The sequence below is a fragment of the Micromonospora rubida genome (assembly GCF_009908295.1).
Lineage (GTDB): Bacteria > Actinomycetota > Actinomycetes > Mycobacteriales > Micromonosporaceae > Micromonospora > Micromonospora rubida.
The window spans coordinates 766,436-790,889 of record NZ_JAAALO010000004.1; the positions used below are offsets into that span (position 1 = coordinate 766,436).

23 protein-coding genes and 1 pseudogene are annotated in these 24,454 nt (G+C 72.2%); 15 read left to right on the forward strand and 9 right to left on the reverse strand.

All coding sequences use genetic code 11. From position 1 onward, the window contains the following. The first annotated feature begins 4 nt into the window (after nt 1–4). From GVV04_RS18080 to GVV04_RS18110, 7 genes and pseudogenes are all read left to right on the forward strand, one after another. Nucleotides 5–832, forward strand: coding sequence for an ABC transporter permease (locus GVV04_RS18080; protein ID WP_161689176.1), 828 nt, complete (start codon nt 5–7; stop codon nt 830–832). Nucleotides 833–866: 34 nt separating this feature from the next. Beyond that, the gene (locus GVV04_RS18085; RefSeq protein ID WP_161689177.1) at nt 867–1,613 is read left to right on the forward strand and encodes an ABC transporter ATP-binding protein; all 747 of its coding nucleotides are present in this window, start codon (nt 867–869) and stop codon (nt 1,611–1,613) included. Further along, nucleotides 1,610–3,607 (forward strand): DUF5941 domain-containing protein, encoded by a 1,998-nt coding sequence (locus GVV04_RS18090; protein WP_161689178.1) that lies wholly within the window; start codon nt 1,610–1,612, stop codon nt 3,605–3,607. The genes GVV04_RS18085 and GVV04_RS18090 overlap by 4 nt, the downstream gene beginning before the upstream one ends. A gap of 16 nt (nt 3,608–3,623) precedes the next feature. Beyond that, the gene (locus GVV04_RS18095) at nt 3,624–5,822 is read left to right on the forward strand and encodes a bifunctional glycosyltransferase/CDP-glycerol:glycerophosphate glycerophosphotransferase (protein WP_161689179.1); all 2,199 of its coding nucleotides are present in this window, start codon (nt 3,624–3,626) and stop codon (nt 5,820–5,822) included. 122 nt (nt 5,823–5,944) lie between these two features. After that, nucleotides 5,945–7,252, forward strand: a complete 1,308-nt coding sequence (locus GVV04_RS18100; protein ID WP_161689180.1) for an ABC transporter ATP-binding protein — start codon at nt 5,945–5,947, stop codon at nt 7,250–7,252. 89 nt (nt 7,253–7,341) lie between these two features. Then, nucleotides 7,342–8,340, forward strand: coding sequence for a hypothetical protein (locus GVV04_RS18105; protein WP_161689181.1), 999 nt, complete (start codon nt 7,342–7,344; stop codon nt 8,338–8,340). Between the two features lie 387 nt (nt 8,341–8,727). Beyond that, nucleotides 8,728–9,243, forward strand: a pseudogene (locus GVV04_RS18110) (leucine zipper domain-containing protein); the annotation flags it as partial. A 229-nt stretch (nt 9,244–9,472) separates the two neighbouring features. Here the strand turns inward: GVV04_RS18110 and GVV04_RS34810 are convergent. The 4 genes from GVV04_RS34810 to GVV04_RS18130 form a co-directional block, all read right to left on the reverse strand. Continuing rightward, entirely contained in the window at nt 9,473–11,671 is a 2,199-nt protein-coding gene (locus GVV04_RS34810; protein ID WP_407938818.1) for a protein kinase domain-containing protein, read from the reverse strand. A 124-nt stretch (nt 11,672–11,795) separates the two neighbouring features. Next, on the reverse strand, nt 11,796–12,011 hold the full coding sequence (locus GVV04_RS33210; RefSeq protein ID WP_235966255.1) for an RNA polymerase sigma factor: 216 nt from the start codon (nt 12,009–12,011) through the stop codon (nt 11,796–11,798). A gap of 94 nt (nt 12,012–12,105) precedes the next feature. After that, nucleotides 12,106–12,771, reverse strand: coding sequence for a response regulator (locus GVV04_RS18125; protein WP_161689184.1), 666 nt, complete (start codon nt 12,769–12,771; stop codon nt 12,106–12,108). Next, a complete protein-coding gene (locus GVV04_RS18130) occupies nt 12,768–13,970 on the reverse strand; it encodes a sensor histidine kinase (protein ID WP_201753590.1) in 1,203 nt (400 codons plus the stop codon). Before GVV04_RS18130 ends, GVV04_RS18125 begins: the two co-directional genes overlap by 4 nt. A gap of 132 nt (nt 13,971–14,102) precedes the next feature. Here GVV04_RS18130 and GVV04_RS18135 point away from each other — a divergent pair, with 132 nt between their 5' ends. Together GVV04_RS18135 and GVV04_RS18140 are read left to right on the forward strand one after the other, a co-directional pair. After that, complete coding sequence (locus GVV04_RS18135) at nt 14,103–15,014, forward strand: ABC transporter ATP-binding protein (protein ID WP_161689185.1); 912 nt, start codon at nt 14,103–14,105, stop codon at nt 15,012–15,014. After that, nucleotides 15,011–15,856, forward strand: a complete 846-nt coding sequence (locus GVV04_RS18140) for an ABC transporter permease (protein WP_161689186.1) — start codon at nt 15,011–15,013, stop codon at nt 15,854–15,856. Before GVV04_RS18135 ends, GVV04_RS18140 begins: the two co-directional genes overlap by 4 nt. Nucleotides 15,857–15,896: 40 nt before the next feature. On the opposite strand, the gene GVV04_RS18145 is transcribed toward GVV04_RS18140, so the two are convergent. Next, nucleotides 15,897–16,232 (reverse strand): hypothetical protein, encoded by a 336-nt coding sequence (locus GVV04_RS18145; protein WP_161689187.1) that lies wholly within the window; start codon nt 16,230–16,232, stop codon nt 15,897–15,899. Nucleotides 16,233–16,439: 207 nt separating this feature from the next. On the opposite strand from GVV04_RS18145, the gene GVV04_RS18150 reads away from it, so the two are divergent. From GVV04_RS18150 to GVV04_RS18170, 5 genes are all read left to right on the forward strand, one after another. Next, the gene (locus GVV04_RS18150) at nt 16,440–17,240 is read left to right on the forward strand and encodes a helix-turn-helix domain-containing protein (protein WP_161689188.1); all 801 of its coding nucleotides are present in this window, start codon (nt 16,440–16,442) and stop codon (nt 17,238–17,240) included. Then, nucleotides 17,231–17,419 (forward strand): DUF397 domain-containing protein, encoded by a 189-nt coding sequence (locus GVV04_RS18155; RefSeq protein WP_161689189.1) that lies wholly within the window; start codon nt 17,231–17,233, stop codon nt 17,417–17,419. The genes GVV04_RS18150 and GVV04_RS18155 overlap by 10 nt, the downstream gene beginning before the upstream one ends. A gap of 96 nt (nt 17,420–17,515) precedes the next feature. Continuing rightward, nucleotides 17,516–17,983 (forward strand): DUF4442 domain-containing protein, encoded by a 468-nt coding sequence (locus GVV04_RS18160; protein ID WP_161689190.1) that lies wholly within the window; start codon nt 17,516–17,518, stop codon nt 17,981–17,983. Between the two features lie 78 nt (nt 17,984–18,061). After that, a complete protein-coding gene (locus tag GVV04_RS18165; protein WP_161689191.1) occupies nt 18,062–18,814 on the forward strand; it encodes a beta-phosphoglucomutase family hydrolase in 753 nt (250 codons plus the stop codon). Beyond that, nucleotides 18,811–21,183, forward strand: coding sequence for a glycoside hydrolase family 65 protein (locus GVV04_RS18170; protein ID WP_161689192.1), 2,373 nt, complete (start codon nt 18,811–18,813; stop codon nt 21,181–21,183). Before GVV04_RS18165 ends, GVV04_RS18170 begins: the two co-directional genes overlap by 4 nt. Before the next feature lie 57 nt (nt 21,184–21,240). Here the strand turns inward: GVV04_RS18170 and GVV04_RS18175 are convergent, their stop codons facing one another. From GVV04_RS18175 to GVV04_RS18185, 3 genes are all read right to left on the reverse strand, one after another. Next, nucleotides 21,241–21,423 carry a hypothetical protein gene (locus tag GVV04_RS18175; protein ID WP_161689193.1) on the reverse strand — a complete coding sequence of 61 codons (183 nt, stop codon included), beginning with the start codon at nt 21,421–21,423 and terminating at the stop codon, nt 21,241–21,243. Nucleotides 21,424–21,521: 98 nt separating this feature from the next. Beyond that, the gene (gene trxA, locus GVV04_RS18180; protein ID WP_161689194.1) at nt 21,522–21,869 is read right to left on the reverse strand and encodes a thioredoxin; all 348 of its coding nucleotides are present in this window, start codon (nt 21,867–21,869) and stop codon (nt 21,522–21,524) included. Further along, nucleotides 21,839–22,231: a MerR family transcriptional regulator gene (locus GVV04_RS18185; RefSeq protein ID WP_161689195.1), complete on the reverse strand. Its 393-nt coding sequence runs from the start codon at nt 22,229–22,231 to the stop codon at nt 21,839–21,841. Before GVV04_RS18185 ends, trxA begins: the two co-directional genes overlap by 31 nt. A gap of 123 nt (nt 22,232–22,354) precedes the next feature. Here GVV04_RS18185 and GVV04_RS18190 point away from each other — a divergent pair, with 123 nt between their 5' ends. Then, nucleotides 22,355–23,038 carry a dienelactone hydrolase family protein gene (locus tag GVV04_RS18190; protein ID WP_161689196.1) on the forward strand — a complete coding sequence of 228 codons (684 nt, stop codon included), beginning with the start codon at nt 22,355–22,357 and terminating at the stop codon, nt 23,036–23,038. A 1-nt stretch (nt 23,039) separates the two neighbouring features. On the opposite strand, the gene GVV04_RS18195 is transcribed toward GVV04_RS18190, so the two are convergent. Further along, on the reverse strand, nt 23,040–24,296 hold the full coding sequence (locus GVV04_RS18195) for an AI-2E family transporter (RefSeq protein ID WP_328822437.1): 1,257 nt from the start codon (nt 24,294–24,296) through the stop codon (nt 23,040–23,042). Nucleotides 24,297–24,454 lie beyond the last annotated feature (158 nt).

Consider the following 24,454-nt stretch of genomic DNA (forward strand, 5'->3'; position numbering starts at 1 on the left):
CGGGGTGACGTCTGGCGTCGGGGCGCTGTGGGCGCACCGGAACTCGCTGCGCATCCTCGTCCGGCGCGACCTGGCGGTGAAGTACCAGCAGTCGGTGCTCGGGTACCTCTGGTCGCTGATCGAACCGCTCGGCATGGGGGCGATCTACTGGTTCGTCTTCGGGGTGCTCTACTCCGGCGACACCAGCCGGCACCTCGGGCAGGCCGCCGCGTCGTACCCGCTGTTCCTGATCACCGGCATCTTCGCCTGGATGTGGACCAGTTCGGCGCTGAGCGAGGCGACCAACGCGCTGACCGGGCAGGCCCGGCTGATCACCACGATGAACGTGCCGCGCCAGGTCTTCCCGATCGGCCGGATCACCGGCCGGTTCGCCGAGTACGCCGCCGGCCTGCCGATCCTGGTCGCCATCGCCGTCGGCTACGTGGCGCGCGGCGAGGTGCACCCCGGCTGGTCGGTGCTCGCCCTGCCGCTCGCCGTCGCCGTGCAGGCGGTGCTGCTGGTCGGGCTGGCGCTGCTCCTGTCGGCGCTCAACGTGCTGATGCGCGACATCGAGCGGTTCATGCGGCTGGTGATCCGGCTGCTGTTCTACGCCACCCCGATCATCTACCCGTTGAGCCTGGTCCGGGAGTCCACCATGCCCGGCTGGGTGAAGGCCGGGTACGAGCTGAACCCGCTGGTCGGCATCTTCCAGCTCCACCACGCGGTCTGGTACCCGGACCAGTTCCCCGACGCCCGGCTGCTGGCCACCACGATCGTGGTGAGCCTCCTGGTGCTGGCGGCCGGCTGGTGGGCGTTCCGCCGGCTCGAACCCGCCGTGCTCAAGGAGCTGTGATGGCGGCTGTGACGACGGCGCCCGGGGAGCTGTGATGGCGGAACCGATCATCGAGGCGGACGGCCTCGGCATCCGGTTCGTCCGCAACCGGCGGCGGCAGCTCCGGCTGCGGGAGTTCTTCATCCGACCGGGCGGCCGGTCCGCCGACGCCGGCCGGTTCTGGCCGCTGCGGGACGTGTCGTTCTCCGTCGCGGCCGGCGAGACGGTCGGGGTGGTCGGCCGCAACGGCACCGGCAAGAGCACCCTGCTGCGGCTGATCGCCGGGGTGCTGATCCCCGACGAGGGACGGATCCGGGTCCGTGGCGACGTGGCGCCGCTGCTGGAGCTGTCCGCCGGCTTCTCCAACGACCTGACCGGGCGGGAGAACCTGTACCTCGTCGGCGGGCTGCACGGGCTGTCGTCGGGCTACCTGCGCGAACACTTCGACGAGATCGTCTCCTTCGCCGGTGAGCAGGTGGAACGGGCCATCGACGCGGCGGTGCGGCACTACTCCTCGGGGATGAAGGTGCGGCTCGGTTTCGCCATCATCTCGCACCTGCCGCACCCGGTCCTGCTCATGGACGAGGTGACCGCGGTCGGGGACGCGGAGTTCCGCGAGAAGTGTTATGCGACGATCGACCGATTGCTGGGGGAGGGACGCACACTGGTGCTGGTGTCACACAACGAAAAGGATCTGACCCGGTTCTGCCGTCGGGGGCTGTATCTCGACGCCGGGCGGCTGATCGTCGACGGGACGATCGCCGAGGCGCTGGACGCGTATCACGCCGCGGTTCCGCGGTGACGCTCGCGATCGTGCTCGCCGCCGGTTCGCCGGCTGCGGGCCTGCCGACACGCGCCGGGGCGACGCTCGCCGACCGGCTGGCCGACCAGTGGCGCCGGGCCGGGGCGACTGAGGTGCGGCATGCCGCCGACCTGGCCGAGCTGGCCGCCCTCGCCGACGCCGCGACCGGGCCGGTGATCGTCAGCGGGGCGGACCTGGTGGCGCACACCGCCGTACTGCGGCACCTGGCCACCAGCCCGGTGGGGCCGACGGTGGCCCTGGTGCTCACCGACCCGCCGGCCCCCGGCCGGGCCGTGGTGCGCGAGGAGCGCGGCCAGGTGGTCGCCGCAGCCGTGGACGGGCAGCTCGTCGGCGGTGCGACCGGGGTGTTCGGCGGGGCGCTGCGGGTGGGGCCGGACGGCCTGCCGGCGCTGGCCGCCGCCGCCCGGGCCGGATCTCCGGCCGGTGCGGCCCTCGGACCCGACCCGGCAGGGCCCGCGGTGGACCGGTTGTTCGCCGGCCTCACCGCGCTCGGCACGCTGACCTTCGCCCACCGGGTACGCCTGCTCGTCGCCCACCGGGTCGCCGACCCGGCCGGGCTGGCCGGCGCCGAGGCGGCCCTCGGCGCGGTCGACGAGGACAGGGCCGAGCTGCGGCTGTCGGTGAAGGAGAAGGACGACTTCTTCACCACGTACTTCGTCAGCACCTGGTCCCCGTACGTCACGAAGGCGTGTGCGCGGCTGCGCCTGACGCCGACCGGGGTCACCGCCATCTCCGTGCTGTTCGCGGTGGCCGCGGCGGTGCTGTTTGGCGTCGGCGGCCGGCCCGCGCTGGTCGCCGGCGCGGTGCTGCTGTACCTCGGCTTCATGCTGGACTGCGTGGACGGGCAGCTCGCCCGCTACACCCGGCACTTCAGCGCGTGGGGTGGCTGGCTGGACACCATGGCCGACCGGGCCAAGGAGTACGTGGTGTACGCCGGCCTCGGCTACGGGGCGACGGCCGCCGGCTACCGGTACGGCTGGGCGCTGGCCATCGCCGCGATGACGTTGCAGACCGTCCGGCACATGACCGACACCTGGTACGGGGTGCTGCACGACGAGGCGGCCCGCCGGCCGAAGACCGCAGGCGCGGGCGGCGGCGGGATCGGCGACAAGCTGAACGCCGCGTCGACCCGGGTGCAGGCCGACACGGGGTCGCTGTCGTACTGGCTGAAGCGGACGGTGGTGTTCCCGATCGGGGAGCGGTGGGCGCTGATCGCGCTGGCCGTGGCGCTGTTCAACCCGCTGGTCGCCCTGGTCGCGGTGCTGACCTGGGGGGTGCTGGCGTTCGCGTACACGGGTGCGCTGCGTACCCTGCGGGCCCGCTGGATGCGGGTGCCGGTGCTGGACACGGTCGACGCCACCCTGCACCGCGACGACGGCCCGCTCGCGGCCCGGTTCCCGGCGCTGCGCCCGGTGGGCCCGCTGACGCTGGCGGTGATCGGCGTCCTCGGCCCGGCGGCGCTGCTGGTCGCGGCCCTGCTGCGGGCGGGTGGGGACGGCGACCCGGCCGGGCTGCGCTGGGCGGTGCCGGCGGCCCTGCTGGTGCTGCTGGTCGCCGGCCTGGGGGCCGGGGCGGCGCACGACGGCCCGCTGGACTGGCTGGTCCCGGCCGCGCTGCGGGCCGGCGAGTACGTGTTCGCCGTCGCGGTCGGCGTGGTCGCCGGGGTGCCGGCGTGGGCGGTCTTCGGGTACGTCTTCGTGCTCACCCTGCACCACTACGACCTCACGGCCCGGCTGGAGAAGCGGCAGGCGGCCCCGCCGCTGCACCCGTGGACGCTGGGCTGGGAGGGGCGTTCGGTGCTGCTGGCCATCGCGGCGATCGTCGGATTCGCGGCTGTTGTGATGGTTACACTCAGTGCGTACCTGTTCATGGTTTTCGTCGGGAGCGTGGTCCTGGCCTGGGTCGTCCTGCCCGCCCGCGCCCGGCGGGCCGCGGGCGTCCCGGCGCGCGGAGGTGTCCGCCAGCCGGGCTGACGTGGGGGGCCGGTCGATGGCGCTGATCAGCTTCGTCGTACCGGCCTACCGGGTGCAGGCGTACCTGAGCGAGTGTCTCGACTCGATCCTCGGCCAGCCGTTCGACGACGTCGAGGTGATCGGCGTCGATGACCACTCGCCGGACGGCAGCGGCGACATCCTGGCCGACTACGCGGCCCGGGACCACCGGGTCCGCGCCGTCCGGCTGGCCGAGAACATCGGCCTGGGTCCGGCCCGCAACGCCGGGCTGGACCTGGCCGGCGGCGAGTACGTGTGGTTCGTCGACGGCGACGACTGGCTGGCCCCGGACTGCCTGGCGGAGGTGGCCGCCCGGCTCCGGGCCACCCGCCCGGACGTGCTGCTCGTCGACCACGTCCGGGTGCGCTGGGACAACCGGCCCACCCACAGCGCGATGCGGGAGGTCTTCCCCGAGCCGCCCGGACCGGCCACCTTCCGGCTGCGCGAGCGGCCGGAGACGCTGCGGCTGCTGCACACCGCGTGGAACCGGCTGGTCCGCCGGGAGTTCCTGGTCGACCTCGGGCTGCGCTTCGAGCCCGGCTGGTACGAGGACGTGCCGTTCAGCTTCCCGGTGCTGATGGCCGCCGAGCGGATCGGCGTGCTGGACCGGGTCTGCGTCAACTACCGGCAGCGTCGGGCCGGCGCGATCACCCGGACCCGGGGGGACCGGCACTTCGAGGTGTTCGTCCAGTGGCACCGGGTGTTCCGGCTGATGGACCGGTGGACGCCGACCGTCGACGACCTGCGCCCGGCGCTCTTCGAGCGGATGATCTGGCACTACCTGACCGTGCTCGGCAACGGCGAGCGGATCGCTCCCGAGCTGCGGTCCGCCTTCTTCGCCCAGATCACCGCCGACCACGCCCGCTTCCGACCGCCCGGGGGCTACCCGGTGCCGGACGGGGTGGAGGGGCTCAAGCACCGGCTGGCCGCCGCCGGCCGGTGGTGGACGTTCAGCGCCCTGCGGGCGGCCAACCACACCCGGGACGCCGCCCGCCGGCAGGTCCGCCGGGCGAGGCCGGTGGTCCGCCGGGCCGCCCGACTGGGCCGCGACGCGCTGCTGCGCGAGTACTACCGGGCCGAGCTGCGCAGACCGCTCGACCCGACGCTGGCCGTCTACGCGGCGTACTGGTACCGCGGGTACGCCTGCAATCCGGCGGCGATCTACGAGGCGGCCCGCCGGCTGGCCCCGCAGGTGCGCGGTGTGTGGGTGGTCCGGCGGGACCGGGTCGGCTCCCTCCCGAGCGGGGTGGAGTTCGTGGTGGCCGGCAGCCGTGAGTACCACCGGGCGCTGGCCCGGGCCAGCTGGCTGGTCAACAACGTGAACTTCCCCGACTTCGTGCGCAAGCGGCCCGGCTCGGTGCACGTGCAGACCCACCACGGCACCCCGGTCAAGGTGATGGGGCTGGACCAGCAGCGCTACCCGGCCGGCGCGATGGGGATGGACTTCGCGAAGCTGCTCCGCCGGGTGGACCGGTGGGACTACAGCGTCTCCGCGAACAGCTTCTCCACCCAGATGTGGGAGCGGGCGTACCCGGCCACGTACACGACGCTGGAGGTCGGGTACCCACGCAACGACCGGCTGGCCACCGCCACCCCCGGCGAGGTGCGCGAGGTGCGTGCCCGGCTCGGCCTCGCCCCCGGCGACCGGGTGGTGCTCTACGCCCCGACCCACCGCGAGCACCTGCCCGGGTACCGCCCGCCGTTCGACCCGGACCTGCTGCTCGACGCGCTCGGCCCGGCCGGCCGGCTGCTGATCCGCAGCCACTACTTCCACGACCGGGACCGCCGGCCGTCGGGGTCGGTCGGGCCGGTCCTCGGCCCGGGCGGCGCCCGGATCCGGGACGTCAGCGGCCACGACCGGGTCGAGGACCTCTACCTCGCCGCCGACGTGCTGGTCACCGACTACTCGTCGGCGATGTTCGACTACGCCGTGCTGGACCGGCCGATCGTCGTGTACGCGCCGGACTGGACGGCGTACCGGCTGGCCCGGGGCGTCTACCTGGACCTGCTCGCCGAGCCGCCCGGCGCCGTGACCACCAGCTTCCCCGGTCTGCTCGACCTGTTCCGCTCCGGCGCGGTCGACGCCCCGGCCGCGACCGCGGCCCGTGAGCGGTTCCGGGCCCGGTTCTGCGCTTTGGACGACGGCCACGCCGCCGAGCGGGTCGTTCGCCGGGCTTTTCTCGGCGAACCGGGCTGAATCTGCTGGCCCATGTAATAGGCCTGTCACGAGCCGAACATGGCACGTTTACCCGATGCGCGGATTCGATGATCCTGGTCACATTCATTCGGGGTTCGGCCGACGAACTGGGGGAGGAGACGGTGACAACCGTCGCGCTCAAGGATGTGACCAAGGTCTTCCAGGACGGGACGGTCGCCGTAGACAAGATCAACCTGGATGTCAACGACGGTGAGTTCATGGTCCTGCTCGGGCCGTCCGGGTGCGGGAAGTCCACCGTGCTGCGGATGGTGGCCGGGCTGGAGGACCCGAGCTCCGGGGCGGTCCTGCTCGACGGCGAGCTGGCGAACGACCTGCAGCCCCGGGACCGGAAGATCGCCATGGTCTTCCAGGACTTCGCCCTCTACCCGCACATGACGGTGGGGGAGAACATCGCCTTCCCGCTGCGGCTGGCCGGGGTCGACCCCTCGCCGCGCGACGAGCGGGTCGCCGACGTGGCCAGCGCGTTGGGCATCGGCGACGTGCTGGGCCGCAGGCCCAGCCAGCTCTCCGGCGGGCAGCGCCAGCGGGTCGCGATGGGCCGGGCCATCGTCCGCCGACCGGGGCTCTTCCTGATGGACGAGCCGCTGTCCAACCTCGACAGCGGGCTGCGGGCGGAGCTGCGGGCGGAGATCTCCGGCCTGACCCGCGAGCTGGGCGTCACCACCATCTACGTCACCCACGACCAGGCCGAGGCCCTGACCATGGCCGACCGGGTGGCCATCATGCGCAAGGGCGTGCTCCAGGACGTGGGCACCCCCACCCAGGTGTACGGCCGCCCGGCCACCCTCTACGTGGCCGCGTTCCTCGGCAGCCCCCGGATGAACCTGCTGGAGGCGTCGGTCTACGTCCACCTCGACCGGTACGTCGCGCTGAGAATCGGCGAGCAGTCGCTCTACCTGCCCTGGACCGACATCCGCAGCCGGGCCGTCGCGCACTACCACGGCGAGCGGATCGTCGTCGGGATGCGGGCCGAGGCGCTCACCCCGGTCGCCCCGGACGCCCCCGGCGACGTGCTCCGGGGCCGGATCCGCTACCTGGAGCACCACGGCCACGAGTCGCTGGCCTTCCTCGACATCGGCGCCACCGCCATCGTGGTGGACGAGATGGGCAGCCGGCCCGGGGACGCCGACGGCGGCCAGCGCGGCCGGCGCCGGCTCGGGCAGGTCATGCAGCGGCTCACCGGCCGGGGTGCCGCGCCGGCACCGACTCCCGACGAGACCGTCGGGGGCAACCGGGCCAGCGTGCTCAGCGACCAGGGCCGGCACCACCGCCGCCCGGCGGAGCTGGGAGTCCGGCTCGCGCCCTACCCGGCGGTCTCCGCCGGCCACCCGCTGGCCGTCTCGGTGCGCATGGACGCGCTGCACTTCTTCGACGAGCGCGGCGACCGGATCGACGTGGGCTGGCGCTGACCGCCGGACGGGGTGGCGGGCGGGTAGGTCGGTGCCCTACGGTCAGCGGACTTCGTCCACAGAGCACGGTGTGAGAAAGGGGTCCGCCAGTGTCGGCTGACCGTCCCAGCCCGCTCGTCATCGAGCGCATCCTGCGCGACCGGCAGGGCATCTGGCAGCAGATCGTGGACGACCGGGACCTCACCGGCCTCACCCTGCGGATGCTGGCCGGCTCCGGCATCGCCCTCGCCTGCTACGGCGCGGTGCTCGGCGCGTTCCACAGCGTGCTGATGGCGCTGACCTCGGCGGTCAAGCTGCCGCTGCTGTTCCTGGTCACCCTCGCCATCTGCCTGCCCACGCTCTACCTGTTCAACCTGGTCTTCGGGGCCCGGCTGTCGGTGCGACAGTCGCTGGCGCTGGTGATGGTGGCGATCACCGTCACCTCGATGCTGGCCGTGGCGTTCGCGCCGATCAGCCTCTTCTTCCTGATCACCGCGCCCGACTACGGCTTCTTCAAGCTGCTCAACGTCGCCATCCTGACGCTGAGCGCGGTGGTCGGGCTGCGCTTCCTGACCGGCGGCATGCAGGTGCTCAACGCCGCTGGCCTGCTCGCCCCGGCCCCTGCTCCCGTCGCTGTGGCCCCGGCCGCTGTGGCTCCGGCTCCCGTGCCGGTCGCGGTCGGCGCTACGTCGGCACCGGCTTCCGTGCCGGTCGCGGTCGGCGCCAACGGAGCCGCCGTCGAGGCCGCGGCCCAGCCCGCGCCCGCCCCGGCGGTCGCGGCCCCCGCCCCGGTGGCCGTCGTGCCCGGGGCCGTCGTGCCCGGGGCTGTCGTGCCCGGTCACCCTGGGCCGGGGCTGCTTCCCGCCGGGTACCCGCCGGCGCAGTACCGCCACTGGCCCGAGCCGGCGGCCCGTCGACCGGCTGCCGAGCGCCCGGCGAGCATGACCCTGCTGTACGTGTGGATCCTGCTCTTCGGCTTCGTCGGCACCCAGCTCGCCTGGACGCTGCGGCCGTTCTTCGGCAGCCCTGGTGAGAATTTTGCCCTGTTCCGCAGCATCGAGGGCAACTTCTACGCCGAGATCATCCGCACCATCGGCCACCTCCTCTAGTTGTAATGCCCAGCACCGTTGTTGACGCGGGTGATGGGTGGTTTGCTGCCCCCTGTGCAACGTGCGCGGTGCGCGGCGTTCCCTGCCGTCCTTCGTCGCCCCGCCCCGCCCCGCACGCTTCCTCATGGGCCGCGCCTTGATCGTCTGCTGGTCACCGGCGCGACACGCCGGGTGGGACGCCGGTACGTGACAGACGATCTTTGTGGCTGACCGTCGGGCACCGTCGGCGTCGGCAGCGCAGCACCCGCGGGGCGGGGGCGGCAGGGTTGAAGGGCGGCGGCTAGCTGTAGCGGCCATGAGCGTTGTTGACGGCGTGGCGGCTTGAAACGAGGTGAGACCTCCGGCGAGGTGTGAGGTGCTGACGCCCACAACCGGACCAGAGGTCTCATGGCCCACCGTGATGCCCGTCTGACAGTGCACGGCCGGCGGCTGTTGACCCCGCGTGTCGTCGACGAGGGCCGACCCGTGGCCCACATCGTGAAAGAACTGGATTGTTCCCGCACCACCGGCTACAAGTGGTTGACCCGGTGGCGCGCTGAGGGAGATCAAGGACTACAAGACCGACCCAACACCGCTCACCATCTGCCCCACAAGACTCCAACCACGGTCGAGACGATTTGTCCACCACGCCAGAACCGCAAACCCGGACCTCGCCGGATCACACCGCTACTCGGCATACCGGCCTCCACGGTGCACGCGATGTTGACCCGCCCCGGCCTACACCGCCTGGCCTGGCTGGACCGGCCCCACACCCTCCTCAACGAATGGGCCTACCAACAGCCCTACACCAACAACCAACACCACACCGACGCCCCACCAACCCGAATCCACACCTACAACCACCACCGCAACCACACCTCACTCGGCGGCAAACCACCCATCACCCACGTCAACAACGGTGCCTGCTGGGCATTACACCTAGCGGGACCTTCCACCCTCCGGGGTGCTGTGAGGGGTCACACCATGATCGTCTGCTGACCTGTGAGACGACGCGTTGCGCGAGTTCTCCAGTCAGCAAACGATCATGGAAAGCCTGGCTCGACCCTGCTTACGGCGAGCAGGGCCACCGGCTTCGCCCCGATCACGAACGCCTGGGTCAACGCACTGTCGGTGCCGACCGGACAAAGCACTCCTAACCGATGTGCCACTTCTGATTTTCTCTGCCGTTGCAGTCCCAGATGTTGAGCCAGGCACCGTTGGTGGAGTCGCCGCCGGGCAGATCGACGCATTTGGCCGGGACCGTGCCGAGAGTGACCAGGTCGCCCGCGCTGTTCAGGTCGAAACGCTGCTTCGCGCTGCCCGTGCAGGTGGCGATCCGGAGGTGTGGGCCGTTGCTGGGGTCTGTGATCTCAAGGCACTTGCCGATCACCCGAAGCGTGCGGTCCGCGGCGAGGGTGAATTTCTCCCCGGCGGCGCCGTGGCATTCCCATGCCTGGATCTTGGCCGTTGTGTTCGGGTTGCTGTCCGGTACGTCGATGCACGTGCCGCTGCCGTTGTTGACGATGCGTTGGTTGGTGAACCGGGGCTTTGCCAGTGTGCCGCTCTTGGCGGGCTTCGGTGACGTGAGCGGGGTGACGCTGGCGCGAGGCGAGGGCGAAGCGCTCCTGCTCGGTTTGGCGGACGTCGACGCTCCACCCGGTGCTGCCTGGGCCTGCAGCGCGCGGAAGCTTCCCATGATCAGTGAAAGAGCGTCCTGCCCGGCCTCCCACGCATCGTCCGGTGTGGTCCATTCGATCGCGTATGCCTGGCCGTTCTCGGCGACGAAGGTGCGGCTGAGGGTGTGCATCCGCCTCCCACCGGCGCCGACATATGTCCATTCGCGGTCCACCGCGCGCGCCCGGTAGTTCACCTTGCGAAGGTGAACCGATTCGTAGTCCGGATATCTCCCGGTCTTGTGGTCCGCTGCCTCTGTGGCCCGGGCGTCCGCCAGGAGATCGGCCCTCGGCGCGCCGAGGGCGTCGATGGCCAGCACGCGACGGCTGTCCAGTTCGTGGAACTCGACGCGGGTGCCGTCGCGGAGCTGCTGCGAGCCGTCCGGCACCGGTATCGAGAAGCCGGGATCCTGGGTGTGGTAGTGCCATCCGGCCATCGGCGCGGGGGCCGGTGAAGCCGTCGTGCCGAGCACCGGATCGGGCTTGGCCTCGTCGGCCAGGGCGTTGCTGAAGAGCGGTTGAGCCGCGATGACGCCGACCAGGCCCACGGCCACGACGGCGGCGATCAGCCAGCGCTTTCGCCTCGTGGCGGCGGTGGCGCTCGTGGCGGTGATCGGCGTCTGGGTCGGCTCGTCCGGCGGGGCCGTGGTGGCGGACGGCTTCCGGGCTGGCTCCTCCTGCGTCGTCGCTGCCGTCGTGCCCGCCGCCGTCGCTGCCGCTGCCGTCGTGCCCGCCGCCGTCGCTGCCGCTGCCGTCGTGTCCGCTGCTGTCGTGCCCGCCGCCGTCGTGTCCGCTGCCGTCGTGCCCGTCGCCGCCGGCCTCGCCGACGCCTGCGAGTGCGTGTGTGCCCGGGACGGTTGCTCGGGTATCGCCTGACGCAGGAGTCGCTCGGCCTCCTCGGCGTCGATCCGCAGGCTCGGGTCCTTGCGCAGCAGCCCTTCGAGGGCCGGGGTCAGCGCCCCCGCGCGCTGGGGCGGGGTCGGCGGATCGGTCGCGATGGCGGTCAACGTCGCGATCGCCGACGACCGCGCGTACGGCGACTTCCCCTCCACGGCCGCGTAGAGCGTCGCGCCGAGCGACCACAGGTCGGCGGCAGGGCCGGGCACGCAGTCGGTGAGTCGTTCCGGCGCGAGGTACGAGGGCGACCCGAGCACGATCCCGGTTCGGGTCACGCTCGGGTCGTCAGGTGCGGTGGCCAGCCCGAAGTCGGTCAGCACCACCCGGCCGTCATTGGCGAGCAGCACGTTTGCCGGCTTGACATCCCGGTGCAGCAGCTCGGCCCGGTGGGCGGCGCGCAGCGCGGCGAGCAGGGCCAGGCCGATCCGCGCCACCTGGGCCGGAGCGAGCGGGCCGTTCTCGGTCAGCACCGCCTGAAGCGACCGGGATGGGACGTACTCCATCACGATCCATGGCTCGCCGTCGGCATGCAGCACGTCGAAGATCCGTACCACGTTGGTCTGGTCGAGCCGCGCGATCGCCCGCGCCTCGCGCATGGACCGCTCGCGCATCTCCCGTCGCTCGTCGTCCGTCAGACCCGGTGGCGGCACCAATTCCTTGATCGCCACATCCCGGCGCAGCGTCTCGTCGCGGGCGAGCCAGACCCGTCCCATGCCGCCCTGCCCGAGGGGACTGACAAGCCGGTACCGACCGGCGATCGAACGTTGTGGAGTGTCGAACACAAACAGGACCGTACCTGCACGGCATTCGACTTCATGCTCTGGCGGTCGCCTGAAAAGGCGACAGTCAGGCACATCACCTGTGGGGCGCAGCGGCGTGTGGGGCGTGGCGCGACAGCGGAGTACGTCAGTTGCCAGCAGGAGCGACCAGCATCTCAACGGAGCCGCAGGTCTCAGGTGCGTTCTTGAACTGTTCACCGTCGATGACGTAGCGACGCCACGCCACGATGAACACCTCGGCCACGAGATCTTGGGCATCCTCACCGCCCAGCCGGTCTGTGGCGTATGCGTAGATGGCGTCACCGTGGTGCCGGAACAAGTCGGTGAGGCGTTGCCGGTCCACAGCCGTCCTCCGGGCGTCCGGCACCGTTCCTCCAGGTGGTGGTGTCACACCAGCACTTGTCGCCGAGCGCCGACTTTCTTACCGCTTCTGATCGTCAGGTACGGGGTGCCACCAGCCCCGCTTCGTACGCGATGATGACCAGGTTCACCCGGTCGCGGGCGTTCAACTTGGCGAGCAGCCGGGTGACGTAGGTCTTGACGGTGGTGACGCTGATGAACATCTCGGCCGCGATCTCGGTGTTCGACAGGCCACGTCCGACGAGGGTCAGCAGCTCGCGTTCCCGTCCAGTGATCCCGTCGATCATCGGGAGCCGGTGAGGGGTGGGTTCGGGGCGTTCGACGAGGTGTTGAATCAGGCGGCGGGTGACGCTGGGCGCGATGAGGGCGTCGCCGGCGGCGACGACGCGGATCGCGTCGAGGATGTCGTCGAGGGCCATGTCCTTGACGAGGAATCCGGACGCGCCGGCGCGCAGGGCGGCGTACACGTGCTCGTCGTGGTCGAAGGTGGTCAGCACGATGACGCGGACTGCCGCCGTGCGCGGGTCGGTGGCGAGGAGCCGGGTGGCTTCGATGCCGTCGGTGCCGGGCATGCGGATGTCCATCACAACGACGTCGGGTTGCAGGTCGGTGGCGAGTTGGACGGCTTCGGCACCCGTGCTGGCCTCGCCGGCGACGTCGAGGTCGGCGGCGTCGGCGATGACCATCCTGAGGGCGGTACGCACGAGGGGCTGGTCGTCGGCGAGAACGACGCGGACGGTCATCGGTGCGCCGCCAGTACCGGTAGGCGGGCGGTGACGCGGAAGCCGCCCTCCGGGCGAGGGCCGGCGTGGAAGTGCCCGTGCAGCAGCTCGGTGCGTTCGCGCATGCCGGCGATGCCGTGGCCGGTCCCTCGGCGCTGGCCGTGACCCCGCCCGTCGTCGTCGACGGTGATGGCGATTTCGCCGTCCCGTTGGTCGATGGTTACCCGACAGGCGGTGGTGGCGGCGTGGCGTACGACGTTGGTGATCGACTCCTGGACGATGCGGTACGCGGAGATGTCGATATCGGTGGGCAGCGGCCGGTGGTCGCCCAGCCATCGCAGCTGGACCTGAACGCCGGCGGCGCCGGTCGCCGCCGCCAGCCGCTCGACGTCGGCCAGGCCGGGCGGCGGATCGAACGCCAGCGCGTCCTGAGGCTCGTCGGCGTGGCGGAGGATGCCGAGCATCCGGCGCAGCTCCGACAGCGTCTGCCGGCTGGCGGTCTCGACGGCGGTCATCGCGGACCGGGCGGCAGTGGGTTGGGTGTCGATGACCCGGCTGGCCGCGCCGGCCTGCAGGGCGATGATGCTCATGTTGTGCGCGACGCTGTCGTGCAGCTCGCGGGAGATCCGTAGGCGCTCGGCGGTGACCGCTTGGGCGGTGGCCTGGGCGGCCATCCGGTCGGCGTGGTCGCGGGACTGCCGAACCGAGTTGCCGATCAGCCAGGCGATGATCGCGCTGAGCGCGACGGTCAACTGGGTCGAGGTGCCGATCGGGTATCCGAGCAGCACTCGCACCGCCGAGTGGCCGGCCAGCACGGACAGCGCCATGGCGGTAGCCACGATCGAGGTTCGCCGGGCCTGGGCGGCCGCGAGGAAACCCAGGGCCACATCGGCCGCCAGGAACTGCAGGAACGCGATCCGGGTCGAGTTGAGCGCCATCGCCGCGGCGACCGACCCGGCCAGCAGCAGCGCGACGGCCAGCAGCGGCCGGCGGCGCAGCAGGACGCTGCCGGCCAGCGCCAGGGCGGTGGCGATGGCCAGGTACCACCATGAGGTGACGAAAAAGGGGTCCCACGGATCCCGGACCGGATTGACGGGTACCTCGCCCGGCAACCGGATGGACATGACGATCGGGTATGCCGTTCCGACACACCAGGTCAGCGCCGTCCACACCCCCGGTGGCACAGCCCTGAGCAGCGGCAACCTCGTCGTGGTGGGCATCTGCCGATCGTAATCTCGCCCGCTGTGCCGGGCATCGACCGGCGGTTGTACAACCAGGGTCGACAGCCGAGCGGGCGATTGTCACCGGCGGTGCGATGCGGCGCGGCCCCTTGCCGGGCGAGCGTTGACGGCATGATCGAAGTCAACCAACTGACCAGGCGCTACCGGAAGGTCACGGCAGTCGACGGCCTGTCGTTCAGCGTGCGCCCGGGGCAGGTGACCGGGTTCCTCGGCCCGAACGGGGCCGGCAAGTCCACCACGCTACGCATGATCCTCGGCCTGACCGAGCCCACCAGCGGCACGGCCACCATCGACGGGCGCCGGTTTCGCGACCTGCCCCGCGGGTTGCGGCACGTCGGCGCGCTGCTCGACGCCGGCGACGTCCACGGTGGCCGCAGCGCCAGATCCCACCTGTGGGCCCTGGCCGCGAGCAACGGCCTGCCACGCCGGCGGGTCGACGAGGTTCTGGCTGAGGTGGGGCTCAGCAGCGCGGCCCGTCGGCGCGTCGGCGGGTTCTCGCTCGGCATGAAGCAGCGGCTCGGCATCGCCACCGCCCTGCTCGGTGACCCGCCGGTGCTGCTGTTCGACGAACCGATCAACGGCCTGGACCCCGAAGGCGTGCTGTGGGTCCGCGGCCTGTTTCAGCGGCTGGCCGCCGAGGGTCGCACCGTGTTCGTCTCCAGCCACCTGATGAGCGAGATGGAGAACACGGCCGACCAGCTCATCGTCATCGGCCGGGGCCGGCTGATCGCCGCCGAACCGCTGGCTGACTTCACCGCCCGCAGCGCGAAACAGCAGGTGATCGTCCGTACCCCCGACACGGCGACGCTGACGGCCCTGCTGACCGCCGAGGGAGCCATGGTCAGCACGCACCGCGATGGCAGTTGCGCCGTGACCGGGCTGACGGCAGCCCGCATCGGTCAACTCGCCTTCGACCACCGGATCATGCTGCACGAGGTCACCACCCAGACCAGCTCTCTGGAAGAAGTGTTCATGGAACTGACCGCCGGCAGCGTCGAGTACCTCGCAGGAGACCAGCGATGACCACCACCGACACCCGCGCCCGGTTCCGCGACCTGCTCGCCGCCGAATGGATCAAGCTGTGGTCGCTTCGCTCGACCTACGGCGTGCTCGCGGCCGGCGCGTTGATCTGCGTCGGGATCACCACGAACTCCGCCCGCTCCAACGTCGCGTTGATCGCGCGGAGCACATCACCGTTGCAGCGCACGGCCCTCGATCCGATGAGCGCCGCCTTCCTGGATGAGGCCTTTCAGATCCTTGGGATCGTCGCCTGCAGCGTGGGTGCCATCACGGTCTTCGGCGAGTACGCGAGCGGCCTGATCCGCACCACGTTCACCGCCGTGCCGGCCCGCCGGCCGGTGGTGTTGGCCAAGGTGGTCGTGGTGACGGCGATCATGTTGGTCTTCGGCGCGATCGTCTCGGCCACCTCGTTCGGCGCCACCCAGGCCATCTACCACCAGGAGCACATCGGCCTGTCGATCACCGCACCCGGAGCGCTCCGCGCCGTAGCTGGGTCCGCGCTGCTCGCCCCGCTGTGCGCGCTGGTCGGCATGGCGCTCGGCGGGGTCATCCGGCATGCCGCCGGCACGATCGTCGCCGCCGTCGGGCTGCTGCTGTTCCTACCGGCGCTCTTTCAGGGCGAGACGTACCGCTGGGTCAAGGAGATCGGGAACGCCATGGTGTTCCCGGCGTGGCAGGCCCTGGTCAAGAACTCGGCGCATCAGATCCCAAGCATTCCTGGACGCCCGACCCCCGGCGTCGACAAGTACCCGGTGACCCTTACCGAAGCATGGATCGTCTTCGCGGCCTGGGCCGTCGCGGCCGTCGTCGTCGCCGTGGCGTCGGTGACTCGCCGCGACCCGTGAGGCCACGCCGGCCGCCGGGATCGCCGGCCGCCGTCGAGGTCTACGGCGGGTCTACGGCCCGCCGGCGGTACGGCCCCCAGGCCACGAACCGGGCGAACAGTTCGCCAGGGGCGGGTCCGTCGTCGGGGTTGAGTCGGTACAGGTCCCGGAGCGCCTCGTAGTACATCCCGCTCAGGTAGATCGACAGGCCGATCGGGTTGTCCTCGTAGTCCGCCTTGAGCAGCAGGCGGGCCAGCGGGCACGGCCAGGGCTGCCCGCAGGCGCGGCAGCACCAGATGGGGCGCAGCGGCGTGTGGGGCCTGGCGTGCGCCGGGTGCGCCCGGGGGCGGTCCGCGGCTGGCCCGTCGCCGGGCTGCGGGAGCTGGTGGCTGATCACGCGGGTCTCCTTCGTCGGTGGGAGGGGCCCGCCCCACCAGGGGGATTGGCGGGGGGCCGTGCGGTCGCGCCGCGTTCCCGGGGGTGGAAGCGGCAGCGGCTCCGCTGCGTGACAGTGTGCTGATCGCGGGACTACTGTCGGAAGCCGTTCCGCCCCTACCGGCCCAGCCGTCCGACTCGGCCGACGTGTGTGTGCAGAGGTGTGCAGATGAACCGGGTGCCCATGCTGGAACTGTTCGCCGGGGAGTTGCGCCGCCTGCGGGACGGCGCGGCGCTGTCGCAGGAGGCCCTCGGCGAGCGGGTCAACTACTCCGCCTCGCTGGTCGCGGCGGTCGAGCAGTGCCGCCGCCCGCCCCGGGAGGAGTTCACCCGGCGCTGCGACGACGTGCTGGGGGCCGAGGGGCTGCTGGTCCGGATCCGGGACACCCTGGTCAGGGAGAGCCTGCTGCCGTGGTTCCGCGAGTGGGTGACGATCGAGCAGCAGGCGACCGCGCTGCGCAGCTTCGAGCCGCTGGTCGTGCCGGGCCTGCTCCAGACCGAGGGGTACGCCCGGGCGCTGCACGAGGGGGCCAGCCAGCTCATCGGCGACGAGATGGAGCAGCAGGTCGCCGCCCGAGTGGCCCGGCAGGCGGTGCTCGACCGGCCGGCCCCGCCGCAGTTCGTGGCGGTGCTCGACTACACCGTGCTGGAGCGCCCGGTCGGCGGCCCCGACATGATGGGCGAGCAGTTGCGGCACATGGTCGAGGTAGGCCGCCGCCCCCGGGTGCACCTGCACCTGGTGCCGCGCGGCACGGGCGCCTACCCGGGGCTCAACGGCGCGTTCGTGCTCGCCACCCCGCCCGACGGCGACGATGTCGGCTACCTCGACAACCAGTTGCAGGGCACCATCGTGGAGCGCACGGCGGACGTACACTCGCTGCGGCAGGTGTGGGAGTCCGTGCGGGCCGAGGCGCTGCCGCATGGAGCCACCCTCACAGCGATCTCGGAGGCGGCAGAGGCATGGACCTGACCGGCGCGCTCTGGCGCAAGAGCACCCGCAGCAGCGGCAACTCCGGCAACTGCGTCGAGGTGGCCGACAACCTCCCGGGGGCGGTCGGGGTGCGGGACAGCAAGGATCGGCGGGGGCCGGCGCTGGTGTTCGCCCCGGCTGACTGGTCGGCGTTCGTCGCGTACGCGAAGCGCCGCTGAGGGCCCCCGGCCCCGGCACGCGCCGACGCCGGGTGACCGCGCCGCCTTCCGGCGGCCCGCCTTGCCCCGCAAGTTACCGGAGAGTAGCGTTCGGGCATGAGCATCGACTCTCGCCAGGTGGCCGCCGGCATGCTGGAGGCCGTGCCCTTCGCCCGTACGCTCGGCGTCGAATTCGTCGAGGTGGCCCCCGAGGCGGAGGGCGGCGTGCGCGCCGTGGTCCGGTTGCCCGACTCGCCGGCCACCCACAACCACGTCGGCGGTCCGCACGCCGGGGCGATGTTCACCCTCGGCGAGACCGCCTCCGGCGCGGTCGTGCTGGCCGCGTTCGGCCAACTCCTCGACCGCGCGGTGCCGCTGGCCGTGCGCGCGGAGATCGCGTACCGGAAGCTGGCGATGGGGCCGGTGCTGGCCACCGCGCGGCTCGGCCGGGTGGCGGCCGAGGTGATCGCCGAGCTGGACGCCGGCCGGCGACCCGAGTTCCCCGTCGAGGTCGAGATCGCCACCGAGGACGGCACGCCGACCTCGGCGATGACCGTGGTCTGGACGCTGCGCCCGAACCGCTGAGCGTGTCGCCACCCGGCTCCCCGCGCGTCGTGGGGTGAAACCGGTTTGCCGGGTCCGGCCGGTGGATAGATTCGTATTGTGCTGGGCCTGCCTGATCATGTGACCGCCTGTCTCTTCGATCTGGACGGCGTGCTGACCCAGACCGCCCGGGTGCACAACGCGGCGTGGACGCAGACGTTCGACGCGTTCCTCCAACGGCACTCGGCGGCCACCGGTGAGCCGTACCGGCCGTTCGACCCGGGACCCGACTACAACCGGTACGTCGACGGCCGGCCCCGGGCCGACGGGGTGCGCACCTTCCTGGCCTCCCGGGGGATCATCCTGCCCGAGGGCGTGCCCGACGACCTGCCGGAGGCGGACACCGTCAACGGGGTGGGCAACCGGAAGAACGTCGTCCTGCTGGAGCGCATCCGCACCGACGGGGTCGAGGTCTATCCGGGCTCGGTGACGTACCTGGAGGCGACGGTCGACGCCGGCCTGCGCCGCGCGGTCGTCTCGGCGAGCGCCAACTGCCGGCAGGTGGTCGTCGCCGCCGGGCTGGAGCCGCTGCTGGAGGCCCGGGTGGACGGGGTGGTCGCCCGCGAGCGAGGGCTGCGCGGCAAGCCGCACCCGGACACCTTCCTGGCCGGGGCGGCGCTGCTCGGGGTCGAGCCGGCCCAGGCGGCCGTCTTCGAGGACGCGCTGGCCGGCGTCGCCGCCGGCCGGGCCGGCGGGTTCGGCTACGTGGTGGGCGTGGACCGGGTGGGCCAGGCCGAAGAGTTACGCGCGCACGGGGCGGACGTCGTGGTGACGGACCTCGGCGACCTGATCGACAGGGGGACACCCGCATGATCCGTGAACGCGCCTATCCGGTGGAGCCCTGGCACATCCGGGAGACCCGCCTCGACCTGGACGTGCTGGCCCAGTCCGAGTCGGTCTTCGCGCTCTCCAACGGGCACATCGGCCTGCGCGGCAACCTGGACGAGGGGGAGCCCCACGGCCTGCCCGGCACCTACCTGAACTCCTTCTACGAGCTGCGCCCCTTGCCGTACGCCGAGGCGGGCTTCGGCTTCCCCGAGTCCGGCCAGACCATCGTCAACGTCACCAACGGCAAGCTGATCCGGCTGCTGGTCGACGACGAGCCGCTCGACGTCCGGTACGGCGAGCTGCTCGCCCACGAGCGGATCCTCGACCTGCGGGCCGGCACCCTGCACCGGGAGCTGCACTGGCGTTCCCCGGCGGGCCGGGAGGTCAAGGTCCGCAGCACCCGGCTGGTGTCGTTCACCCAGCGGGCGCTCGCCGCCATCAGCTACGAGGTGGAGGCGGTCGACGGGCCCATCCGGCTCATCCTCCAGTCCGAGCTGGTGGCCAACGAGACCCTCCCCGCCCAGAGCCGCGACCCCCGGGTGGCGGCGGTGCTGGAATCGCCCTTGGTGGCCGAGGAGGAGCTGACCACCAAGGACGGCGGGCTGCTGATCCACCGGACCAAGGTCAGCGGCCTGCGGGTGGCCGCCGCCATGGACCATGACGTGCACGGCCCGGAGCGCACCACCGTCGGGTCGGAGGGGTACGAGGACTGGGTCCGTACCACCGTCGGGTGCGTGCTCAAGCCCGGCGAGACGCTGCGGGTGATCAAGTACCTGACGTACGGCTGGTCGAGCAAGCGGTCGCTGCCGGCGCTGCGCGACCAGGTCGGCGGGGCCCTCGCCGCGGCCCGCCTCGACGGCTGGGACGGGCTGCGCCGCGAGCAGCGGGAGTACCTGGACGAGTTCTGGGACGCCGCCGACGTGCGGGTCGAGGGCGACCCGGAGGTGCAGCAGGCGGTGCGGTTCGGCCTGTTCCACGTGCTCCAGGCCGGTGCCCGGGCCGAGCGGCGGCCGATCTCCGCGAAGGGCCTGACCGGCCCCGGGTACGACGGGCACGCGTTCTGGGACACCGAGATGTTCGTGCTGCCGGTGCTCACCTATACCCAGCCGGGCGCGGTCCGCGACGCCCTGTACTGGCGGCACTCCACCCTGGAACAGGCGCAGGACCGGGCCCGGACGCTGAACCTCGCCGGCGCGGCCTTCCCATGGCGCACCATCGAGGGGCCGGAGTCGTCGGCGTACTGGCCGGCGGGGACGGCCGCGTTCCACATCGCCGCCGACGTCGCCGACGCACTGCGCCGGTACCTGATGGTCACCGACGACGAGGAGTTGGCCCGGGAGATCGGCCTGGAACTGCTGGTCGAGACAGCCCGGCTGTGGCGTTCGCTCGGGCACCACGACCGGAACGGCCGGTTCCACATCGACGGGGTGACCGGCCCGGACGAGTACACCGCGGTGAAGAACGACAACATCTACACCAACCTGATGGCGCAGCGGAACCTGCTCACCGCCGCCGAGTACGCGATGCGGTTCCGGGACGAGGCGATCGAGCTGGGGGTGACCGAGGAGGAGGCGGCGGCCTGGCGGGACGCGGCGAACGCGATGTGCGTCCCGTACGACGACGAGGTCGACGTGCACGAGCAGGTGGACGGGTTCACCCTGCTCCAGGATTGGGACTTCGCGCACACCCCCGCCGAGAAGTACCCGCTGCTGCTGCACTACCCGTACTTCGACCTGTACCGCAAGCAGGTGGTCAAGCAGGCCGACCTGGTGCTCGCCATGCACTGGCGGGGGGACGCGTTCAGCGACGACGAGAAGCTGCGCAACTTCCTCTACTACGAGCGGCGGACGGTACGCGACTCGTCCCTGTCGGCGTGCACCCAGGCGGTGATGGCGGCCGAGATCGGCTACCTGGAGCTGGCCCACCGGTACCTGCGCGAGGCCGCGCTGATGGACCTGCACGACCTGAACGAGAACACCCGCGACGGGGTGCACATGGCGTCCCTCGCCGGGGCGTGGATCGCCCTGGTCGCCGGGTTCGGCGGGCTGCGCGACCACGAAGGGCTGCTGACGTTCGCGCCCCGGCTGCCCAGCCGGCTCACCCGGCTGGAGTTCTCGTTGCAGTGGCGGGGCAAGCGGCTGCGGGTCGACGTCCGGCCGCACCAGACCACGTACGCGCTGCGGCACGGCTGCACCGACGACGTGGTGGAGCTGCGACACCACGGCGAGAAGGTGCGGGTCACCTGCGCCGAGCCGGTCACCGTGCCGGTGCCGCCGTTCGACCCGCCCGGCCCCGAGCCGGAGCAGCCGCCCGGCCGGGCGCCCCTCCTGCACCTGCCCGAGAAGGTCAACTAGCCGACGGCGGAGGGCCCCCGGTCGGGCGGGCGGCGCGCACCCGCCCGACCGGAGGGCTCAGAACTGCCGCCCGTTGGAGGGGCGGCCGGCCGCGTCGCGTGGGGGGACCGTCCGCGGGTCGTCGGAGGTGCGGGCCTGCGCCGCCTCGTCCGCCCAGTCCCGGCCGCGTTCGGCGTCCCGTTCCCGTCCTTCGTCCCGCTCGGCGGTCTGCTGCCTGGACCTGTCCTGCTGTCGGGCCATGACGATCCTCGCGATCCGTCGGGGCGCGGCTGCGCCGGTGCTGCGGTCACCCCGGGCCTTCCCGGTCGGCCGAAGCGCAAACGACGGCAGCGCGGCGCTCACTGCTCCAGGTGACGGGCGAAGCTGAGCCGCAGGTGGTTCTTCGGTCGGGCCCCGACGGTCGAGCCGACCACCTCGCCGCCCCGGAACACCAGCAGGGTCGGCATCGACATCACCCCGTACGCCCTGGTGGTCGCCGGGTTCTCGTCCGTGTTGACGGTGACCACGCGCAGCCGGTCCCCGAACTCCCCGGCCAGCTCGGCGAGGCTCCGCGAGACCGCCAGGCAGGGCGGGCACCACTCGGCCCAGAAGTCGACGACCACGGGCCGGTCGGCGGCCAGCACCGTCTCGGCGAACGTGGCATCGGTGACGGCGGTCAGCGGGGAAGTCCCCGTTTCCTGAAGCATGTTTCCTCCCGGTACGCGATGGCCTGGGTGAGCTGGTCGTGCAACTGCCGCCGTACCGCGCCCAGCCGGTCGAGGTAGGCATCCACCTCGGCGAGCTTGCGACGCAGCACGGCCACGGAGTCCGGGCAGACGTCGCCGGAGGAGTGGCCGGCCCGCAGGCAGGCCACGAACGGCCGGATGTCGTCCAGGCCGAACCCCACGGCCAGCAGGGCACGGATCTCGTGCACCACCCGCAGCTCCGCCTCGTCGTAGACGCGGTAGCCGTTGGCCGAGCGCTCGGGCCGGACCAGCCCCTGCGTCTCGTAGTACCGCAGCGTCCGGGTGCTCGTACCGGCGCGTTCCGCCAGTTCGCCGATCCGCATCCGACCCTCCTTCGCCCGCCCTGTCCGTCACGCTAGACCTTGTCGCCGGTGTCAAGGCAACGACGAATTCCGGCCGCCGGGGTGGGTAACCGGGCGGGACGAGGAACGGGAAGGGGTGGGCGGATGGCGGCGCGCGGAAAGGCTGGTACGACGACCCGGGGCGGCGAGGTCACGATCCCGGTGGGGGACGCCGGGCTGCCGGCCGACGTGCTGGTCCCGGACGGGGCGGTCGGGGTGGTGCTCTTCGCGCACGGCAGCGGCAGCTCGCGGCACAGCCCCCGGAACACGGCCGTCGCGGGCGTGCTGCGCGAGCGGACGCTCGGCACGGTGCTGGTCGACCTGCTCACCCCGGAGGAGGACCGGGTCGACGCCCGGACGGCCGAGCTGCGCTTCGACATCGGGCTGCTCGCCGACCGGTTGGCCGCGATCGTGGACTGGATGGCAGACGATCCGGCCCTGAGCCGGCTGCCGGTGGGCCTGTTCGGGGCGAGCACCGGCGCCGCCGCCGCACTGGTGGCCGCGGCGGCCCGGCCCGAGCGGGTCCGGGCGGTGGTGTCCCGGGGCGGCCGGCCCGACCTGGCCGGTCCCGCCCTGTCCCGGGTGCACGCCCCGACGCTGCTGCTGGTCGGCGGCCTGGACGAGCAGGTGATCGCGCTGAACGAGGAGGCGGCAGCCGACCTCGGCGAGGTGGCCGAGCTGCGGGTGGTGCCCGGCGCGACCCACCTGTTCGAGGAACCGGGCACGCTGGAGCAGGTCGCCGACGCGGCGGCGGGCTGGTTCGCCGCCCACCTGCGCGCCGGGGCCTGACTCAGTCGGTGGTGGTGGATCGCCCGGCGGCGTCCTGCCGGTGTCGCTGCACGGTGTCGATCACCCGGTACGCGACCGCGGTGATCGGCACCGAGACGAACGCCCCGGCGATCCCGGCGATCAGCGTGCCGGCCGTCACCGCCACCAGGATCACCGCCGGGTGCAGTTTGACCTGACGCTTCATCACCAGCGGCTCCAGCAGGTTCCCCTCGATCTGCTGCACGGCGACCACGGCGGCCAGGGCGAGTAGGGCGACGGTGGGCCCCTTGGCGGCGAGGGCCACCAGCACCGCCACCGCCCCGGCCACGGTGGCCCCGATGATCGGCACGAACCCGCCGAGGAAGGTGATCAGGGCCAGCGGCAGGGCGAGTGGCACCCGAAGCAGCATCAGGGACACGCCGATCCCGATCGCGTCGATCGCCGCGATCAACATCGTCCCCCGGCTGTACGCCCCGAGCGTCCGCCAGCCCACCCGGCCGGCCTCGGCGGTGACGTCCCGGTTCGGCCCGGTCATCCGGCGCAGCACCCAGTGCCACATCGTCCGGCCGTCCTTGAGCAGGAAGAACAGCAACACCAGGGAGAGCAGGACCGAGCCGAAGATCTCGGTGACCGTCCGGGCCCCGCCGACCGGGTCGGGGGCGGTGCCGCCCAGCCCGTCCCGGGCCTGCTGGACCAGCTTGTCGAGCTGGGCATCGGTGACCGGGAGCGTGGAGGTGACGAAGTCCCGGCTCCGCTGGAGGCCCTGGTCGAGTTCCTGGGTCAGCTCGCCGAACTGGCTCGCCGTCAGGTTCCACACCAGCACCCCGACGCCGACCAGGACGCCCAGCAGGAACAGCACGGTGAGCAGGGCGGCCAGCGCCGCCGGCAGCCGGAGCCGGCGCAGCAGGAGCAGCACCGGGTCGAGCAGCGCGGTGAGGAAGAAGGTCACGGCCAGCGCGATGGCCAACGGCGCCAGCAGCACGGCGATCTTCCCGACCAGGTACAGCCCGGCGACGACCACCACCAGGCAGGCGCTCCACAGCACCGCCGAGCGGACCAGCCAGGGCAGCCCGGCCCACGCCTGCCGCGTTCCCGCCCCGGCCTTTGGCGCGACCGTCCCGGCAGCCCCGGCAGTCTCGGCCGTCCCGGTACCCGGCGCGACCGTGCCGGCAGCCTCGGCAATCCCGGCAGTTCCGGTCACCGTAGGCCCCGGACGCGCCGTGGGGTTCCCGTCGTCCGTCGTCCCCTCGGGCGTCCGCCCGGCACCGTCCTCGACCACGTCGGTCCTCCTCGGTCTCGGCGACGTCCCTACCCGTCCGGCAGCTCCCCGACACCCCAACGTCCGCGCTCGGATCCCGACGGTGTCGCCTCCGGCGGGTCGGTATCCGGCCGGGCGGCGCCGGTTTGCGGCCGGCGGCCCGGGGAAGCCTCCGCGAG

Coding starts and splice junctions, on each gene's coding strand:
- GVV04_RS18085 (WP_161689177.1), top strand. CDS start 867: ATGGCGGAACCGATCATCGAGGCGGACGGCCTCGGCATCCGGTTCGTC.
- GVV04_RS18095 (WP_161689179.1), top strand. CDS start 3,624: ATGGCGCTGATCAGCTTCGTCGTACCGGCCTACCGGGTGCAGGCGTAC.
- GVV04_RS18125 (WP_161689184.1), bottom strand. CDS start 12,771: ATGACCGTCCGCGTCGTTCTCGCCGACGACCAGCCCCTCGTGCGTACC.
- GVV04_RS18130 (WP_201753590.1), bottom strand. CDS start 13,970: ATGCCCACCACGACGAGGTTGCCGCTGCTCAGGGCTGTGCCACCGGGG.
- GVV04_RS18135 (WP_161689185.1), top strand. CDS start 14,103: ATGATCGAAGTCAACCAACTGACCAGGCGCTACCGGAAGGTCACGGCA.
- GVV04_RS18140 (WP_161689186.1), top strand. CDS start 15,011: ATGACCACCACCGACACCCGCGCCCGGTTCCGCGACCTGCTCGCCGCC.
- GVV04_RS18150 (WP_161689188.1), top strand. CDS start 16,440: ATGAACCGGGTGCCCATGCTGGAACTGTTCGCCGGGGAGTTGCGCCGC.
- GVV04_RS18155 (WP_161689189.1), top strand. CDS start 17,231: ATGGACCTGACCGGCGCGCTCTGGCGCAAGAGCACCCGCAGCAGCGGC.
- GVV04_RS18160 (WP_161689190.1), top strand. CDS start 17,516: ATGAGCATCGACTCTCGCCAGGTGGCCGCCGGCATGCTGGAGGCCGTG.
- GVV04_RS18170 (WP_161689192.1), top strand. CDS start 18,811: ATGATCCGTGAACGCGCCTATCCGGTGGAGCCCTGGCACATCCGGGAG.
- GVV04_RS18175 (WP_161689193.1), bottom strand. CDS start 21,423: ATGGCCCGACAGCAGGACAGGTCCAGGCAGCAGACCGCCGAGCGGGAC.
- trxA (WP_161689194.1), bottom strand. CDS start 21,869: ATGCTTCAGGAAACGGGGACTTCCCCGCTGACCGCCGTCACCGATGCC.
- GVV04_RS18185 (WP_161689195.1), bottom strand. CDS start 22,231: ATGCGGATCGGCGAACTGGCGGAACGCGCCGGTACGAGCACCCGGACG.
- GVV04_RS18190 (WP_161689196.1), top strand. CDS start 22,355: ATGGCGGCGCGCGGAAAGGCTGGTACGACGACCCGGGGCGGCGAGGTC.